The organism is Nostoc sp. DedSLP03, from assembly GCF_034530815.1.
Taxonomy (GTDB): Bacteria; Cyanobacteriota; Cyanobacteriia; order Cyanobacteriales; family Nostocaceae; genus Nostoc.
The window spans coordinates 30,784-48,319 of sequence record NZ_JAVRCK010000008.1; the positions used below are offsets into that span (position 1 = coordinate 30,784).

The following is a 17,536-nucleotide window of genomic DNA, read 5'->3' on the forward strand; positions in this document are numbered from 1 at the left end:
GGAAAAAACAAAAACAAGAACTAGACTATTCAAGTATTAATGTTGCTGTGTAGACCTTGAAAAATTAGTGTTAGCACGGTGAACTTGAAACCAACACAAGTTAAAATTGGCTATTCAATTACCTCCATTTTAAAGGATTTTTCAGGAGTGATGAGTGCTGAGTCCTGAGTAAAAAGTAATGAATAAGTAGTATTAATTAATCTTACCACTGTTAGCCGAGACATTCGCTACTCAAAACTAATTTGATGCTTAGTCGGTCTAATTTTACTTTTTACTCAGCACGGACTAAACCTTAGCTATCCGCTAACGTTATTCAACACTAAGCACTGTTTCTGTGAGAGGTGGGCTATTTTTGCCCACCTGATATTTACTCTGTGTTTAGCACTTAAGTCTAAACAAGAACCTTACTTCTTCTCGCTACCAGAAACTATTTCTACGTTTCCTTTTTTCAATGCTTCTAATGCTTCACCTTCAGCATCTTCTTGCTTCTTAGCAGCATCTGCTTGGCTAATTAGTTTGGCAGCATTTTCTTCACTTTCAAGAATACCGAATTCAATCAACAAATCTTCTAACTCATCCATTTCGATGGGTGTGGGAACAGCAAGATTTGTATTGTTGATAATCTTGTCTGCTAGTGTGCGATATTCATTAGCTTGGTTACTGTCGGGCGCGTACTCGTTCACCGTCATCCGACGCAATTCGGCGTGTTGCACGATATTGTCACGGGGGACGAAGTGAATCATCTGGGTACTTAATCTGGCTGCAAGGGTGCTAATCAGTTCGTCTTCTCGGTCAGTTTTCCGGCTATTACAAATTAGTCCACCCAAACGTACCCCACCAGTGTGAGCATATTTGAGAACGCCACGAGCAATGTTATTAGCTGCAAACATTGCCATCATTTCACCAGAGGTAACGATGTAAATTTCTTGCGCTTTACCTTCACGAATTGGCATCGCAAAACCACCGCATACAACGTCGCCCAATACGTCGTAAGATACAAAATCTACATCTGAATAAGCGCCGTTTTCTTCAAGGAAGTTAATAGCGGTGATGATACCCCGACCAGCGCAACCTACACCAGGTTCCGGCCCACCTGACTCTACGCATCTGATATCGCGGAAACCAGTGATTACCACTTCTTCGAGTTCGATATCTTCTACAGCGCCCCGTTCAGCAGCTAAGTGCAACACGGTAGTTTGAGCTTTACAGTGCAAAATCAAACGAGTGGAGTCAGCTTTCGGGTCACATCCGACAATCAAGATGCGTTTACCCACTTCTGCCATCGCAGCAAGGGTATTTTGGGAAGTGGTGGATTTACCAATACCACCTTTACCATAAAAAGCAATCTGTCTAATTCTTTCGTCGGACATGATAATTTATCCTGCAATTGTTTGTTTGGTGGGTCTGTCAGTTGATGAGGCGTTGACACATTGTGCCGGAGGTACTCGTGCTGTAAAATTACAGCAACGACCTTATGTAGAACGTTGTTGGAGGTGCTCGTTCTACACCAAAAAGAGTCCAAAGAAAGAACATATTCAAGTTTTAGTCAGTTTTCATTGGCCATTAGTCATTGTTTTTTCTGACTAATGGTTAGAGCGATAAGACATCACTCAAGGAATATTGCAAGTATTACCATCCGCTCACTCAAATGATTTCTCTGGCGGTAGTAATACCAATTGGAAAAAGAAAGCTACAGATTCTAAGTTGGAAACTCAAATTCAACCCGAATTACGAATTCAGCATTATCAGTTATTGTAATCTCCTGAAGGTTGCTCATACCTAAAGAGTGGTTGCAGCAGGATTTCAATTTACGCCAAGTTTTCCTTTAACCACACAACCAACCATTGCAATCCACTCTAAACAGTCGCTACAATTTCCCCAATTTTGCTGATATCGTAACCGCCAAGAATTTCAAATTGGGAGTGAACCATTCGATGTCCCAAAGTACTGAGCAACTGCTGTACAGGTGCTTCTTCCAAATATTCCTTAAGAATCACCAAATCATATCGTGACCGATGTAAAGGGATAAATCCCAGTCCAAAGGCGGTAGCTACAGATGCCGTACTCATACCAGCATCGGCAACTCCTCTGACTACGGCTTGGGCGACATCTTGGTGAGTTTTGAGTACATTGTCAAAGCCTTGAACAGCATCGAACGGTATCTGCTCTTTTTGGAGTGTTTGTTCCAAAAGCATCCGACTACCAGAACCGATTTCGCGGTTGACAATAGTCGCCCCTGCAACTAAATCACTAACTGTTCTAATTCCCATTGGGTTCCCAGACTTTAACAAAAGTCCCTCTTCCCAAACACCAAGGGTAATCAGAACTGCTTCCCTGCCAGCCAAAACATCTCGAACAAAGGGAGTATTATACTCACCAGTCTCAGGATCGTACAAATGCATCCCAGCGATGTGTGCCTCACCTCTGCATAGACTGTGCAATGCAGCCATGCTATTGGCAAAGTTATATTGGACTCGCAGTTGGGGATGCCAGCGTTCAGTGGCTCTTGCCCATAGTGAAATCACAGGGGCACAACCAGCAATCACAACGGTATTGTGAAGTGTGTCGAGATTATCGTCTAAAAGACGGACTCGAACCTTATTTGTACCTGTAAGGCTTGTACTTTCACCATCAGCCGGAATCATATCTTGGCGAAAAGCATCCTTACCAATCAAGGGATAAGCTATCCATTGTCCGCCCACACGAGCCATGCTAACTCGTAGTTGCCGATCATTAGGAATCGGTTTGGCAAGGACTGCTTCAATTTCAGGTAAATCTCGTTCTAACCAGAATAGATCCTCAACTTGACAGCCAAGCGCTTTGGCCAAGCGAAGTGTTATAGCTACTGAGGGAGCATATAATCCCGACTCTACACCACTAATTGTCTGACGAGTCACATTAGCGATGTTAGCCAAATCTTGTTGGCTCATGCCTAAGCGAGTTCTAATTGACTTCAAGTTATTACGGAGGTCACTATCCTGCTTCATTGGCTTTGTCTCTTGGTTTCAAAAAGCCGTAGCGGATTTAACTTATATCTGCCAAGGCGAAAGTGTAGTCTTTGAGTTTATATCATTTCTCTTGGAAGACTTTTTGTACTTTCGCTGTCTTGATTCCCCATATAAAAAGACTATCACAGAAATTGCCAATTTGCTTGCCAAGCGCAAATTATTTTTGCAGGTGATTGTTTTTTACCTGCTTTTTTGGCTTAAAAGCCCCAAACTCCAATAAACAGAGCATTTATTTTGCAGAAAATTTTTACCAACTAAATTGGTAAAAAGTAGTATTCAATACAGTTTTAGGGATTAGTTTCAGCTTTGATGCTTGATAGACAAGTAACACAAACAGTAGAAAACATATCAACCAATTTCGCTTTTTGGGGTAAATTTTGCCCTGACGAAAAATTACCTATTTGACTAAAGTGAATATGCACATAGCATCAGCAAATAATTGCTGTTTGAAGTTTTTGCACAATCAATTAGGTATTTGCCAAAGTATGCAGCAGATGGCAACAAAGCAATGGAGAGAGTAATGATTACCGAAGAAGACTTAGCCCAGCAATTTAATGTAATTATTGAACACACTCACCCACGTGTATGGAAACTGTTAAGCCAATGTTATGTGAAGATAATCAATCCTCATCCTCATTTAACAAGAGTGAATATAAAAACATGCATCCGCCATACAAAATACATTGGTATTTATTGCCCTGATAGACTAATTGGTGCTGTCGTAGAATAAAAAAACCTACTCAAAGAAGTAGCAGAATATTTAGGGCTAGTTGAAGTTGTTTGCTTGAATGCCAATAACTTGATGCGCGATCCACTCTCAAATATCAAGCAAGCTTATCCCCAGTTGTGGTTAGACTTGCTGTGGATTGTCACTCAAGAGCAATAACCTAGTAAACCTGATTTTTTTGTAATATTCAATCTGCAAAAAATCCAAATTACCAATCTTCACCGCAGCTTCGTTACTTTTGAAGTTTGCCAAAACCTTATGAATCAACCATGCCTACATCCAGATGATTTGCCTTCATCTCAAACAATCAAACTGAGTGAAATACTATTTCGACAGCTTGAAGAAGCAACGAAAAAAAGCTTTTTCCTAACGTGCGATCGCATGACACGGATTTTGTTATCGAGTTGTCATTGGTATTTCCAAATCAATAGTGGCGTTTTGACGTTGATCCTGATTTGTAATAACATGGAAAGTTATCGCAATATCATGAAAACTGTTCCCCAATTTGCCGATCGCTTAAAACAGTTTGCCAATAGAGCTAAAATTACTGTCAGTTCTCCAATTGACAAAGGTATACCGTGGGTACTTAGCATAGATAATGTCTTACCAGAAGGGGACTTGCCCAGTACCTGATAAATTAACCAGAAAAATCGCGATCGCTCCTTTTGCCGAATATTGGCGATCGCGCCGAAATCCCAAACCACGGCAAGGTGTCTAAGCGCTTTGTATGTGCTTACTTAACTGATTGAGAGGATAGGGATGAAAATAAAAACAACTTGAGCTAGAAAGAGCCATATTTATTGGTATCTAATCCTTGCAGTTCCGGTTGGGAGATGTTGAGGAAATATTTGGGGTAAAACTGGGGTAATGTAAAAGAGTCAAGATGTTTACAAAGCAATCGTGTTAAATAAAAATTATGTCGTCCGCTCAAAGTAGATTTTATCCTAAGACGACAATGGTCTTCTAAATAAGCATTAGCTTCTATAATTGCCATTTGACACACGGGTGTAGATCCGTTTAACAGATTTTGCGCTTTTTTATACCCTATATTGTCAAATTAGGCACTTATATCTCGCATATAGATAACTTTTACCCTCACGACTGGAGAGCAAAATCTTGGGCATAGAATTACGCAGTTTCGTATTTCTCGACAGCCTGCAACCTCAACATGCAGCATATATGGGAACAGTAGCCCAAGGGTTCTTACCATTACCAGGAGATACATCACTGTGGATTGAAATATCTCCTGGTATCGAAATTAATAAAATTACGGATATAGCACTGAAATCTGCCTCAGTCCGTCCGGGAGTACAGGTAGTGGAACGACTATACGGATTACTAGAAGTTCATTCTAGCTCTCAAGGCGAAACCAGAGCTGCTGGTCAAGCTATTTTGGCGGCACTGGGAGTCCGAAGAGAGGAATGTCTGAAACCGCGGGTTATTTCTAGTCAGATTATCCGCAACATCGATGCTTATCAAACCCAACTGATTAATCGCACGCGTCGAGGACAGCTACTACTAGCAGGTCAAACGCTGTATGTATTAGAAGTGGAGCCTGCTGCTTACGCTGCACTAGCTGCCAATGAAGCGGAAAAAGCAGCGAGGATTAACATTTTAGAAGTTCAAGCTGTAGGTAGTTTTGGACGGCTTTACTTAGGTGGACAAGAACAGGATATCCTAGCAGGAGCAGCAGGAGCATTAACGGCTATTGAAAGTGTCGCTGGTCGGGTAAATTCTCTGGGTGGGCGTCAGGAGTAAAGGAGAGAAAATGGCAAATCGAGAGCATCTAACTTTACTCAAAGCAGGTGCAGTTAAATGGATTGAGTGGAGAAAGAAAAATCCCCAGATTGAACCAGACTTGAGCGCCGCGAATTTGCAAGGCGATAACCTCAGAGGTGCAAACCTCCAAGGGGTAAACTTGAGAAGAGTTGATTTGGGTAATGCTTTACTTGTGCGGGCAAACCTCAGTGGTGCTGACCTCAGTAGTGCCAACCTTTATAAAGCCCTCCTGAATGAAGCTAACCTGAGTACAGCTAACTTCAGTGTTGCTAACTTGAGTGGTGCTATACTTACGCAGGCAGATTTGAGTTATGCCAATTTGATTGGAGCTGACTTAAGCGGGGTGGATCTTAGAGGTGCTGCGATCGCATCTGCTAACCTAATTGGTACTGACTTAAAAAGCGCTAACTTGAGAGATGCCGATTTAGGTGCAGCAAAGTTGATGCGGACTAACCTCTCTTTTGCCAACCTGATTGAAGCTAACTTGATTGCGGCTGACCTCAGCGAGGCGAGTTTGTACGAAGCAGAGGTTTTAGGAGCTTATCTATACAAAGCTGACCTATACAAAGCTAATCTGACCAAGGCTCACCTAAGTGGTGCATACTTGTTGCGGGCTAACCTAAGTCAAGCTGATTTGAGTCAAGCTGATTTGAGTTGGACTAACCTTAGAGATGCGAATTTGGCAGGGGCGAATCTTAGAGGAACTAACCTTAGAGGAGCCGATATTCGGGGAGCTAACCTCAGCGGCGTAAATCTTCAAGAAACAATTATGCCTAATATCACTCGTTGTGTGCATTTTTAACTCGGAATTGAGTTTGGGGTAAAGGGTAAAGGGTAAAGGTTTTTTTCTTTCTTTTTTCTCCAAAACCCGACAAGTATTGCCAGGGTTTTTGTCGGATAAAGAACCGAGTTCTTAATTTTGGATAGAGTTGAGCTAAGTTGCTCTCAGACTCTTTTGGCGATGAGGAAAATGATTTTCTAAAACCCCCTGCCCCCTACTTTCCGCTTTTTAACTCCCCCTGTTCTCTTGCCTTTCTTTGAGTTTCAGCATAATTTGGGCGTGCATCTCGCGGGTAATTGGGTAAAAATACGTTAATATTAAGCCAAAAATCAAACAAACTGTCGGTATGGGGCCAACGGCAACGCGAATAGCAAACAGTGCTGATTCCGGTTGGATGGGTAGTGGACTTCCGGCTACAGATTCTTTGAAACCAGATACTTGCAAAGCATTTCCCACCAAAAATAGTCCCAAAGCCAAACCAAATTTTTGCAGCAAAACCATGAAGCCATAAAAAATGCCTTCTCTGCGTTGTCCGGTTTGCAGTTCATCTAATTCAATCACATCTGGAATCATTGACCAAGGAATTAGATAAGCCGTGGAGACACCAATACCAGCCATCACAGCCATCACATACATCAAAACTATTTGACCAGGCTGTAAGAAAAATAGTCCGGCTGCTGCTATAATCCACAAACTCATTCCTAGAAAATAAACAACTTTTTTGCCGATTTTTTTACTCAACGCTCCCCAGACAAATAGCATCACCAAAGCAGTTCCTTGGACTGCAATCATCACTGTGGGCACATCTGATTCTTTAAGTCCCATACAATCGACTACAAAATAGGGAATAATGCTGGCTGTTACCTGTACGCCTAGCCAAGAACAAAGATATATACCAATAACAAATAAAAAAGGTCGGTTACTAAAAACAATTTTTAGCTGTTCAAAGAAGGGGAGAGATGCAGGTTCCTCGGTTTGGATGCGTTTAGCCTCAAAAGCTAAGATGCGATCGCGGACTCCAAAAACGCACCAATATAATCCTAAAATCGAAATTACCGTACAAATGGCTGCTAAAACGAGATATTGTTGTTGGCGATCGCTAATTTGAGAAAAAACAATTTGCGTTAAAATCAACGATAAAATGCTGCCACCAATGGAAAATGTAAACCGATAGCTGTTAAGGCTGGTACGTTCGTCGTAATCTTGAGTTAATTCTGGAGTCATTGCCGTATAAGGCAAATTCACAACCGTGTAAAACGCCTGAGATATCACCCCAATCGCTACGTAATACCAAAACAGCGGCCAAATATTATCACTCTGATTTGCACTAAATCGCGGTACAATCCACTGCAAGAAGAAGAAAACTCCAAAGGGAATAGCCCCATAAAACATCCAAGGAAGACGACGACCCCAACGACGAGATTTCGTTTTATCAGTCAGAAACCCGACAACCGGATCGTTTACCCCATCCCAGATTTTGCCAATCATCAAAATACTCCCAGCTAAACCCGCAGGGATACCAGCGACGTTGGTAAAGAAAACCAGCAGAAAAAAGACGGAGATATTTGCAGTAATTGCTGGGCCTAAATCCCCTGCACCGTAAGCCAGCTTTGTTTTCAGGTCAAGTTTTTCACTGAGAGGATTTCGTTGAACATCACCATCAGCAGCAGAATCATTCATAAAACTTTGCACTCATACTAAAATAAAAAATCTGCAATCGCCTTCAATACTAGCCATCTACCACTCCCGTTAGACTTATGCCAGACCTTTATGTTTCTTGGTCAGATTATCACCAAAAAATTGAACAACTGGCTATTCAGATTTATCAATCAGGTTGGGAATTCAACCAGATTATCTGTCTTGCCAGAGGAGGACTAAGAGTCGGAGATATTATTTCCCGGATATACCAGCAGCCGCTAGCAATTTTAGCAACCTCATCTTATTACAGTGGCACTAGCAAGCAAGAAAGAAGTAATTTAATTTTCTCCCGTCATTTAACAATGACTGCCGAAAAGTTAGGTTCGCGCATTCTCCTAGTGGATGACTTAGTAGACTCTGGGGTAACACTCCAGCAAACTATACCTTGGCTCAAGCAAAATACTGATTTCCCCATTGAGGAAATTCGCACCGCCGTTCTTTGGTATAAAGCTTGTTCAGTTATAGCACCCAATTATTATGTTGATTATCTACCTGATAACCCCTGGATTCATCAACCTTTTGAACATTACGAGCAGATGAACCCCGCAGAACTTGCAGCTAAGGTAAATAAAGTTAGGAGTTAGGAGTTAGGAGTGATGAGTTATTAATTCAAAACTCCTAACTTTTAATTCCTAACTCCCCAAATTTAGGACTCCACCACCCTTTTTGCGTACTGAAATAAGCCACATCTTTATGTTTGGTATCCTTACGGGATTGTGGGTTAGAACATCGCAACATTGTCTTACTCTGCCCCTCTTTGATATAACTGTACTCCTCTAGAGGTTTCTTACATACTGGGCAGGGGTATTCCGTCATTTTCACGGGAGGCTTTTGTTGATTTTCAGCTTGGACTGTTTTTGCTTGTGGTGGCTGCCAAGTTTTGTTAAAATCGCTCCAAAATAGCACGACATTTTCACAGCCTTTTGTGCATTTGAGGAAATATTTCTTTTTGACCTTAGTACTCGGAATTTTGGCGAGAAAATTTTTGCATTCAGGGCATCGCGTTTTGGAAGTTTCATATTTGCACTCAGTTATCACATTAGCTTTACCTCTTGGGTAACTCGCAACTACAGTTTTAGCTTTGGAAAGCGCTGGTATAAAGTAATTCTGATTCCAACTAGTTAAATAATGCTGCCAAGAATTCTTTCCTTCAGAAATGGCATCAAGGGCATCTTCCATTTTCGCTGTGAATTCTGCCTCTAGTAAATCCGGCAGTGCTTTGAGCAAAAATGCATCAACTTCTAACCCTAACGCTGTCGGTTGCAGATGGTCTTTTTTCAACTCCACATAATTTCGTTTTTTTAAAGTAGCAACAGTAGGAGCATAAGTACTTGGGCGACCAATTCCTTTACGTTCCATCAATTGCACCAATTTTGGTTCGCTATAACGGGGTGGTGGCTGCGTCTGCTTCTTTTCATGTCCAGCATTCTCTAGTTTCAATGCTTGTCCCTGTTGTAGTGAAGGTAAAACACTATCCTTGCTGAGATTGTTCCAGTACCGAGCATAACCATAAAATTCAATCACTTGTCCTCTAGCTGACCACAGTAGGGAACCAGACTGAGTAATCACCAAAGTTTTACGCAATTGGGCAGCACGACACTGAGAAGCAATTGAGCGTTTCCAAATCATCACATACAAATTAAACTCATCATCAGGAAGTTCTAAACGCAACTGAACTGAGGGACGAAATACATCGGTGGGACGAATCGCTTCATGTGCTTCTTGAGCCGATTTGCTACTGCGATGCTTGGCGACTTGCGGCGGTACATTCGGCGGATCGTTTTGCTCTAACCATTTACGGGCGCTGGCACAAAATTCTGGACTCAGCATTACTGAGTCTGTTCGCATATATGTGATCAGCCCTGCTTCATACAGCTTTTGGGCAACAACCATAGTTTTATCAGGAGCAAACCTCAGCTTTGAACCGGCTGCTTGCTGAAGGCTGGAAGTTGTAAAAGGTGGAGGTGGCTGGCGGTTAACGATTTTTCCTTCAAAATGAATCACCTGATGAGGATGTCGCTGTGCTTCTTCTACTAAACGTGTCGCCTCTGCTTCGGAAAGAACACGTTTGGATTCTGGTGTTTCTGGACTATTACCCACTTTCGCATCATCATGAGTTTCAGTTTCTTGTTCTGCTGCATCTTTTGCAGAATCGACCGTACCTTTGTAAAAAGCCCGAAATCCTTCCGCATAATCTACCCAGACACTCCAGTAATCTTGGGGGACAAAAGTCAAGATTTCGTTTTCTCGCTGACAAATCAGGTGCAATGTGGCGCTTTGGACTCTGCCAACACTCTTAGCACCGTTATTCAATGCCCAAACTAAAGGACTACCTTTATAACCTACCAACTTATCTAGGCAATCTCGGCACAACCCAGCACCGATTAAATTTTGGTCTAGCTTTCTGGGATTAGCGATCGCACTCTGTACCGCTGATGCTGTAATCTCAGTATAAATTACTCGTTTTGGTTCCCTTAAACCCAGCGTTTCTTTGAGATGCCAAGCGATTGTTTCGCCTTCCCGGTCTGGGTCAGTTGCTAAGACAACTTCATCAACCTGCTTCACCGCAGACTTGAGCTTCTGGATTGTTTCTTTCGCTCGTTGGTCACGCGGGATGTAGTTGCATCGGACATTATTGCCATCCATGACGAAGCCCAAGGAATCGTCTCCTTCATTGCTGAGTTCTCGGATATGACCACAACTTGCGAGAACTTTCCAATCTGCACCCAGAATTTGACTGAGTTTTTTGACTTTTCCTGGAGACTCTACTACAAGTAGGCGTTTGATCATAGCAACTGCGTTCTCTATGTTCTATGTTGATATTTCAACCTTCTTTTGCTCCTGCTATTAGCAGAAGTTGAACAATATCTGTATGTCCTGCTAGTTTTGCAAAACTTAAAGCTGTATCTCCCCTGTTATCCTTGGCATCAATATTTGCGCCACCTTCAATTAATGATTGAACAGCGTTTATACTACCAACATTAGCAGCTACCATGAGTGCATTTCTACCTTCATTTGTTTTTGCATTAACATCTGCACCCACTTCAAGTAAAAGTTTAATTACAGTAATCTGATTTTCATCTGTTGTAACCAAGGTAAATTTTGCATATCGTGCAAGGCTCGTTCCCTCCGCTGCTGCAATTAATGGAGTTTTTTGCTCATCTTCTTTTTTGCAGTTTACATTAGCTCCATGCTTCAGCAATAACTTAACTACAGGTATATGACCCCAGAAAGCTGATGCTACAAGGGCTGGAGTTTCATTACTACTAATAGCGTTGACATTTACTCCTTCCCTGATGGCAGCTTCAACTGCATTGCTATCTCCGATTGCAGCTGATGCTATGAAATCTTCTGTAAAATTATCATCTGCTCTTTGACGATATACCAAACCTTTAGGCAGTATCTCTTGAGCTTCCTGCCTTAAGTCTAGGGAAGTTAGAGGTGTAAGATAATCAAAAATTTCCTCTAGTCCCCAGTGAGCAGCTTTCCATAAAGCCGAAAGTCCACTGTTATCTTGAGCGTTAACATCTGCTCCAGCTTCAACAAGGATACGAACAATATTAATATCTCCTGCACGTACTGCTTCCATGAGAGAAGTCTGCTCGTCATCAAGTCGGATATTGATGTTAATTCCATTCTGAATCAATTGTTTTAAAACGCTTATATCACCTTTGTTAAGCGCAGTTTTAAGTGCCTCTTCAAGCAAAATTTTTTGCTTATTATTTGATGTACCCTGCATCTGCATATTATGTTTATATCTTTCAGAAGATATAGTCGCTCAACAAGATTAGCAATCAGTAGTATAACACCTTTACTGAAAGCACTCATTGAAGCTTTTGCGATTGCTATCGCTAAATCACTATCAGAAAAATTTATCAATTGTAGTTATTTGTTATTGTAACCTGCGACAATCTCACCCAAAAAAGCAGCCTAGCGATCGCACTTCCTGTTCTCTCTACAGCTTTACTTACAGCAGTAATTAGCGAAAATTGATACCGTCCACGCCATAAGTATTTGCGATCGCTTAATCTTAAATTAAAGAGTAAAAAACCCAACTTCTCTATGAAAACCGGGTTTTTAAGTAATTATTAATTTATTTCTGAGCAGTACAACAGGGCAATAAAGGCTTGTTTACAACATCTTTTATGTCTACTGAATTCAACAAATCTTCCCAATATTTCTGAACTTCGGGATCGTTAGGACGCTGGCGGCGCAAATTAGCTAAAGTTCTCAGAGCATCTTCCCAAAATCCGGCTGTGGCAAATAAAACTGCCCGATCTAAGTCTGTGTTTGGTTGGTTTAGCTGAAGAGATAGGTTTTCATCTTGCGATCGCACAATTGTACCTTCTACATAAGAATCTTTATCGCGGTTATTCATATCACAAATCATCGAAAAAGTCCAATTATATTCTTTGCCGATTTGTAGAGATGGCCGATCGACAGGTACATTTACGCTAACAATACCATTCTGCCCAACAGGTTTGAAAGTTCCTTTATATAATGGGTCAATGCTATCACCATCCCGCAAAACAAATTCTAGTGCTTGCACTGTTGTCGAGGTTTGAGGAATGTAGAAAAAGAATGTCGGACGTTCTGCTGTGGTTCGTTGAGCTTCCTTATCTGTTGGTGTCAAGGGAATAAGATATTGTCCAGTTTGAAAGCAACTTCCCCGTGTTCCTGCCGACCTTACCCTACCAGGTCTACCTGGGACAAAGGCGATCCGATTTCTACTGTTACCGCGTTGAATATAACCTGTAACATTTCTAATTGCAGCAGTAGCATATCTATCTCCAGGACGTAGCCGTTCTGCTTGCTGAAAATTCAATAAAGCTTTTCTATAATTTCTTCGTTTGGTTTCATTATAACCAAGCTGCATATATTGAGTGTAAGCAGATTTTGCTTGTGCCAGTTGGTAAACTGATGTTGCCAAAACTTGAGTAGTGCTTACAGACTCGAAGGGGAGAAATGCTAAAGCAGCAAGCAGATAACTTGCCCAAAATCTATATTTCATCATGTTTATGTTAACTTGTAATACATTATTTGGGTATATATAATACAATAGCCTAAGCTTTACAGTGACAAGACTTTATTGCACATTCAAGGGTTTAAGACCCCAACCATACACGTAGCATATTTTGAGTCTGGGTTTAAATCCCCAACTAAAAATATTTTGAATTTTGAATTTTGAATTTTGAATTTTGAATTGTTAAATGTGCTACTTTCTCGGAACGCTGAAGTAGTATTGTAATTTTTTTACAACAAAATTCCCAACTTTTTTTAGAAGTTGGGAATCTTAACCTTTGGATTTTCAGTAGCCTGAAGTTGATGGACTATTAGCTTTTGCCTATTCCTTAATAGACATAGGAGTGAAATTAAAGATGCGTTATCCAGAACCCTTGTAGAGAGGTAGCAGTGTTACGTCTCTACATTATTCCCCACTCATATTTTTAATGAGGTACAGCCAGTTGTTCATCAGCTACCTGAACATGATCGGTAACAATTTTGCGGAATACATCACCTTCAATTGTTTCCTGTTCTGCTAGCAAATCTACTAAACGCTCTAAAACTACGCGGTTTTCTTGCAAAAGTTCCTTGGCCTTAATGTAGGAATTGCTAACAATTTCGCGCACTTGTGAATCAATTTTGGCAGCAATTTCTTCAGAATAGTCTGATTTATTCATCCAGTCGCGTCCTAGAAATACCTCTCCACTCTGATTTTCTAGTGACAATGGGCCTAATTCTGACATCCCGAAGCGTGTCACCATCTGCCGCGCCATTCCTGTTACGTGTTGCAAGTCATTACTTGCACCTGTGGTCACTTCTGGCTTCCCAAAAACAATTTCCTCGGCGGCGCGACCACCCAAAGTAGCAGTAATCCTCGATTTGAGTTGGGAACGGGAAATTAACCCCTGTTCTTCGTTAGGAGTAAACCAAGTTAATCCCAGTGCTTGTCCCCGTGGAATCAATGTAACTTTCTGCACAGGATCGTGGTCTTTGAGCAATGTGCCTACTAAAGCGTGTCCAACTTCATGATAGGCAATCAAGCGCTTGCTCTTGCTGTCTACTAAGGCGGTACCTTCCATACCTGCAACAACTCGGTCTACAGCAGCATCAATTTCTAAAAGAGTGACGGCTTCTTTACGTCTTCTAGCGGTGAGAATGGCGGCTTCGTTGAGTAAGTTAGCTAAATCTGCGCCAGTAAAACCAGGAGTGCGGCGAGCGATCGCTTCTAATGATACGCTAGGATCGATTTTCTTATTCCGCGCGTGGACTTGCAAAATTTCTAGTCGCCCTTTGAGATCGGGTGGATCGACCATCACTTGTCTGTCAAAGCGTCCCGGTCTGAGTAATGCTGTATCTAAAACATCTGGGCGGTTTGTGGCAGCAATAATAATAATACCTGTGTTACCTTCAAAACCATCCATTTCGGTGAGCAGTTGGTTGAGGGTTTGTTCGCGCTCGTCGTTACCACCACCGATCCCAGCACCCCGTTGTCTGCCTACTGCGTCAATTTCATCGATAAATATTAGACAAGGGGCATTATCTTTGGCTTTCTTGAAAAGGTCGCGCACGCGAGATGCACCCACACCTACAAACATTTCCACAAATTCTGAACCGGAAATACTGAAGAATGGCACACCGGCTTCACCTGCGATCGCTTTTGCTAGTAAAGTTTTACCAGTACCAGGAGGGCCAATTAAAAGCACTCCTTTGGGAATCCGTGCGCCCACAGCAGTAAATCTTTCTGGCTGTTTCAGAAAAGTCACAACTTCTTCGAGTTCTTCTTTTGCTTCTTCAACCCCGGCGACATCTTCAAATTTAACTCCAGTTTTTGCCTCCATTTGGAAGCGAGCTTTGGATTTGCCGAAATTCATCGCTTGGCTAGAAGCATTAGTAGAGCGCCGGAGGAACAATAGCATTAAAGCCACCAGTGGCAAAATCCACATCAAGTTGATCAACAGTCCAACAGCAGCTCGACTGTTAGCAGAGGAAACTTCGCCAAAATCCACATTTTTATCTTTGAGAATGTTGACTAACTCTGTGTTTTGCGCCAAAAGTCTCACTTGTTGGGGTGGTGTATTATCTTTTTGCCCCTTGAGATAAACCTTTGCTAGCTGTTCGGTTTCGTCAAGCTCTACTTTCTCGACTTCTCCCGCCTTCACTTTCTTGATCAAATCACCATAATTTAGCGAGGTGGTTTCTGCTTTTTGTGCCATGACAGGAGTACTTCCGAAAATTCCTGGCAACATAATCAAACTAGCAGCAATTGCACTAACCCAAGCAACGCGCTTTGAGGACTGCCTTTTTATCAATGCTTTTTTTCCCGAATTTGTCATAATAATTACCCTTTGTCTGCTGGCACAAGTTAAGCGCTGGTTTTATGCCTATTCTTCTATCAAAAATTGTAATAACTGGAAATTACACTTTTCTTATCTAGTCTAACTTCCACATAAAAGCATTCCCAAGTTTCTTCAGGCTATTACATAAAGTTGAGCGATCGCTATCTAGATTTATGCAGTTGTTAAGACTAGACATTGGGTACAAGAGGCAAAGGTGCGCAGATAGGGGAAAACTTCCTCCTACTTCTCCCCTGCTCCCCTGCTTCTTCAATCTCCAGTAGATATTAATTTGACACATTTCGGCACAAATCGCTAAGATAAACATAGTCATAACGATTCCGTTTTTTAAGAAATCTGACGATAGTAGCTAGTTAATAGTTTGTGGGTTAATTATGGTGAAAATTATTGGCATTGGTGGTAGTTTAAGACCTAACTCTTATACCCAGCTTGCTTTAGAAGTCGCAGCGCAAAGGGTTGAAGCTGTAGGCGCAGAAGTAGAAATTCTTGATTTACGGCAGTTGCAGCTACCATTTTGCACTGGCGCAAAGGAGTATCCAGAGTATCCAGATGTTCAAAGGTTGCAAGAAACAGTTAGTCAGGCTGATGGGTTAATTTTAGCGACACCTGAGTATCATGGTGGCGTTAGTGGTGTCCTGAAAAATGCCTTAGATTTGATGAGTTTTGACCAACTGTCTGATAAAGTGACGGGATTGATTAGTGTCTTGGGTGGTCAGTCTAATAGCAACGCTCTAAATGACCTACGGCTAATTATCCGTTGGGTTCACGGTTGGGTGATTCCCGAACAAATTGCGATCGGACAAGCTTGGGGTGCTTTCAGTCCTGAAGGCAAACTCGTAGATGAGAAGCTCTCTCAAAGATTCGATCAATTTGCTCAGAGTTTAGTTGATAACACTCGCAAGCTGCGGGGCGTAAATTAATTTTAGGGTGGGTCTAGCTTTGCCCACCCTCGTAAACTCAAAACTTAATGATGATGATGGTGATGATGGAGATCGCCAGCTAGTTGGGAATTAACTGCTAAAGGTTGCTCTGACAACAACTTTGCTATATGAGCATCAGCCCATTGCGCCGCCATTGCCAAAAATTCTGGGCGATCGTTGACGCAAGCCATTTGCACGTAGTTCGTACCAGGATGCTGTTTCTCTAAAGCATGGATGATATGGTGTACATCCAATAGAGTTTCGTGGTTTTCTGTAGCAAAGCCAATTGGCATAAATATCACTACTTTCGCACCCAATTGAATCAGGTTATTTGCAGCTTGCTCAGCATTTGGCTGCGTCCAATCAATTAGGGGTGTGTCATGATTGAGCCAACCCACCGAGATTAACGGATAGCGGTTAATCAATTTATCCCGAACCAAGTCGTACATTGCTTCACTTTCGGCAATCCCAGAGGTAAAGCCTTTAGCTTTATGGGGACAGCCGTGATTCATTAACACAATACCGATTTGAGAAGGTAAATAAGCTCCAGCTAACTCAGCAATTTTCTCTTCAACCAGATGAGCCATTAAATCGATGTAAGCTGGTTCGTTGAAGAAAGAAGGAATGTAGCGCTGTGCTTTAACCCAGTGTTCCTCACCATCAGTCAACTCAACCAGAGCATTGTTAACTTGCTCGATCGCAATCCCACTAGTAAAGATAGAATCAACAACCAGCAGTGGGTAAATCAGCAGCTTCTCGAAGCCTTGGTTTTTGATTTCTGCCAAGACTTGATTGGGTAGAAAAGGAGCGCAGAAGTTGAAAGCCTTGAAAACTTGAACCTTATCGCCCCATTTTTCTTGTAAATTCTTCTCAATTCCAGCCCGTTGCTGTTCAAAGATGGCATTGTGTGGGGAAATAAAATCGTGGTGTGTGTGTCCCCACTCATGGCGGTCAAATAGAGCCAAAAGCTTTGCCAGAGGCGGATAAATCCAGGTTGGTACTGGTGCGAATTTTGCTGTCAGTAGATTTAAAGCCTGTTCGTTATAGTTGGCGAAATCTTCGTAGCTTTCGACTTCGCCGTAGCCCATAAGCAATACGGCTACACGGTCTTTACCTGATAGATGCTCGTGGGTGTGTTGTACTTTTTCCGGCGTGGCAACCACAATTAATTCCTCAATATAACCAGAGTGCAGAGAAATATAACGTTAGGGAACAGTTTGCACATTTTCCCTACTTGTAACTTATTATCCCATCCAGGGGGATAG

General features: G+C 41.9%; 15 protein-coding genes. 6 read left to right on the top strand and 9 right to left on the bottom strand.

Annotated features, from left to right (window positions below; translation table 11 throughout):
* Positions 1 to 404: 404 nt before the first annotated feature.
* Both nifH and RM368_RS05725 read right to left on the bottom strand, forming a co-directional pair.
* Positions 405 to 1,370 carry a nitrogenase iron protein gene (gene nifH / locus RM368_RS05720; RefSeq protein ID WP_322693166.1) on the bottom strand — a complete coding sequence of 322 codons (966 nt, stop codon included), beginning with the start codon at positions 1,368 to 1,370 and terminating at the stop codon, positions 405 to 407.
* Between the two features lie 486 nt (positions 1,371 to 1,856).
* A complete protein-coding gene (locus RM368_RS05725) occupies positions 1,857 to 2,987 on the bottom strand; it encodes a substrate-binding domain-containing protein (RefSeq protein WP_322693167.1) in 1,131 nt (376 codons plus the stop codon).
* Between the two features lie 460 nt (positions 2,988 to 3,447).
* On the opposite strand from RM368_RS05725, the gene RM368_RS05730 reads away from it, so the two are divergent.
* Positions 3,448 to 3,738, top strand: coding sequence for a hypothetical protein (locus tag RM368_RS05730; RefSeq protein ID WP_322693168.1), 291 nt, complete (start codon positions 3,448 to 3,450; stop codon positions 3,736 to 3,738).
* 255 nt (positions 3,739 to 3,993) lie between these two features.
* Positions 3,994 to 4,368 (top strand): hypothetical protein, encoded by a 375-nt coding sequence (locus tag RM368_RS05735; protein WP_322693169.1) that lies wholly within the window; start codon positions 3,994 to 3,996, stop codon positions 4,366 to 4,368.
* A gap of 148 nt (positions 4,369 to 4,516) precedes the next feature.
* On the opposite strand, the gene RM368_RS05740 is transcribed toward RM368_RS05735, so the two are convergent.
* Positions 4,517 to 4,729: a hypothetical protein gene (locus RM368_RS05740; RefSeq protein WP_322693170.1), complete on the bottom strand. Its 213-nt coding sequence runs from the start codon at positions 4,727 to 4,729 to the stop codon at positions 4,517 to 4,519.
* 122 nt (positions 4,730 to 4,851) lie between these two features.
* Between RM368_RS05740 and RM368_RS05745 the strand changes: the two genes are divergently transcribed.
* Both RM368_RS05745 and RM368_RS05750 read left to right on the top strand, forming a co-directional pair.
* Positions 4,852 to 5,493: a hypothetical protein gene (locus RM368_RS05745; protein ID WP_292856419.1), complete on the top strand. Its 642-nt coding sequence runs from the start codon at positions 4,852 to 4,854 to the stop codon at positions 5,491 to 5,493.
* Between the two features lie 10 nt (positions 5,494 to 5,503).
* On the top strand, positions 5,504 to 6,316 hold the full coding sequence (locus RM368_RS05750) for a pentapeptide repeat-containing protein (RefSeq protein WP_322693171.1): 813 nt from the start codon (positions 5,504 to 5,506) through the stop codon (positions 6,314 to 6,316).
* A 207-nt stretch (positions 6,317 to 6,523) separates the two neighbouring features.
* On the opposite strand, the gene RM368_RS05755 is transcribed toward RM368_RS05750, so the two are convergent.
* Entirely contained in the window at positions 6,524 to 7,975 is a 1,452-nt protein-coding gene (locus tag RM368_RS05755; RefSeq protein ID WP_322693172.1) for an MFS transporter, read from the bottom strand.
* Positions 7,976 to 8,052: 77 nt separating this feature from the next.
* On the opposite strand from RM368_RS05755, the gene RM368_RS05760 reads away from it, so the two are divergent.
* The gene (locus tag RM368_RS05760) at positions 8,053 to 8,577 is read left to right on the top strand and encodes a phosphoribosyltransferase (RefSeq protein WP_322693173.1); all 525 of its coding nucleotides are present in this window, start codon (positions 8,053 to 8,055) and stop codon (positions 8,575 to 8,577) included.
* Between the two features lie 34 nt (positions 8,578 to 8,611).
* Here RM368_RS05760 and topA read toward each other — a convergent pair whose 3' ends face one another.
* The 4 genes from topA to ftsH form a co-directional block, all read right to left on the bottom strand.
* Positions 8,612 to 10,783, bottom strand: a complete 2,172-nt coding sequence (gene topA, locus RM368_RS05765) for a type I DNA topoisomerase (protein ID WP_322693174.1) — start codon at positions 10,781 to 10,783, stop codon at positions 8,612 to 8,614.
* A gap of 34 nt (positions 10,784 to 10,817) precedes the next feature.
* Positions 10,818 to 11,699, bottom strand: a complete 882-nt coding sequence (locus tag RM368_RS05770) for an ankyrin repeat domain-containing protein (RefSeq protein WP_322693175.1) — start codon at positions 11,697 to 11,699, stop codon at positions 10,818 to 10,820.
* Positions 11,700 to 12,086: 387 nt separating this feature from the next.
* Positions 12,087 to 13,007 (bottom strand): DUF928 domain-containing protein, encoded by a 921-nt coding sequence (locus tag RM368_RS05775; RefSeq protein WP_322693176.1) that lies wholly within the window; start codon positions 13,005 to 13,007, stop codon positions 12,087 to 12,089.
* Positions 13,008 to 13,440: 433 nt separating this feature from the next.
* Positions 13,441 to 15,330, bottom strand: coding sequence for an ATP-dependent zinc metalloprotease FtsH (ftsH, locus tag RM368_RS05780; protein WP_322693177.1), 1,890 nt, complete (start codon positions 15,328 to 15,330; stop codon positions 13,441 to 13,443).
* A 395-nt stretch (positions 15,331 to 15,725) separates the two neighbouring features.
* On the opposite strand from ftsH, the gene RM368_RS05785 reads away from it, so the two are divergent.
* Complete coding sequence (locus tag RM368_RS05785) at positions 15,726 to 16,271, top strand: NADPH-dependent FMN reductase (protein WP_322693178.1); 546 nt, start codon at positions 15,726 to 15,728, stop codon at positions 16,269 to 16,271.
* A 44-nt stretch (positions 16,272 to 16,315) separates the two neighbouring features.
* On the opposite strand, the gene RM368_RS05790 is transcribed toward RM368_RS05785, so the two are convergent.
* Positions 16,316 to 17,434, bottom strand: coding sequence for a ferrochelatase (locus tag RM368_RS05790; RefSeq protein ID WP_322693179.1), 1,119 nt, complete (start codon positions 17,432 to 17,434; stop codon positions 16,316 to 16,318).
* Positions 17,435 to 17,536: the final 102 nt, after the last annotated feature.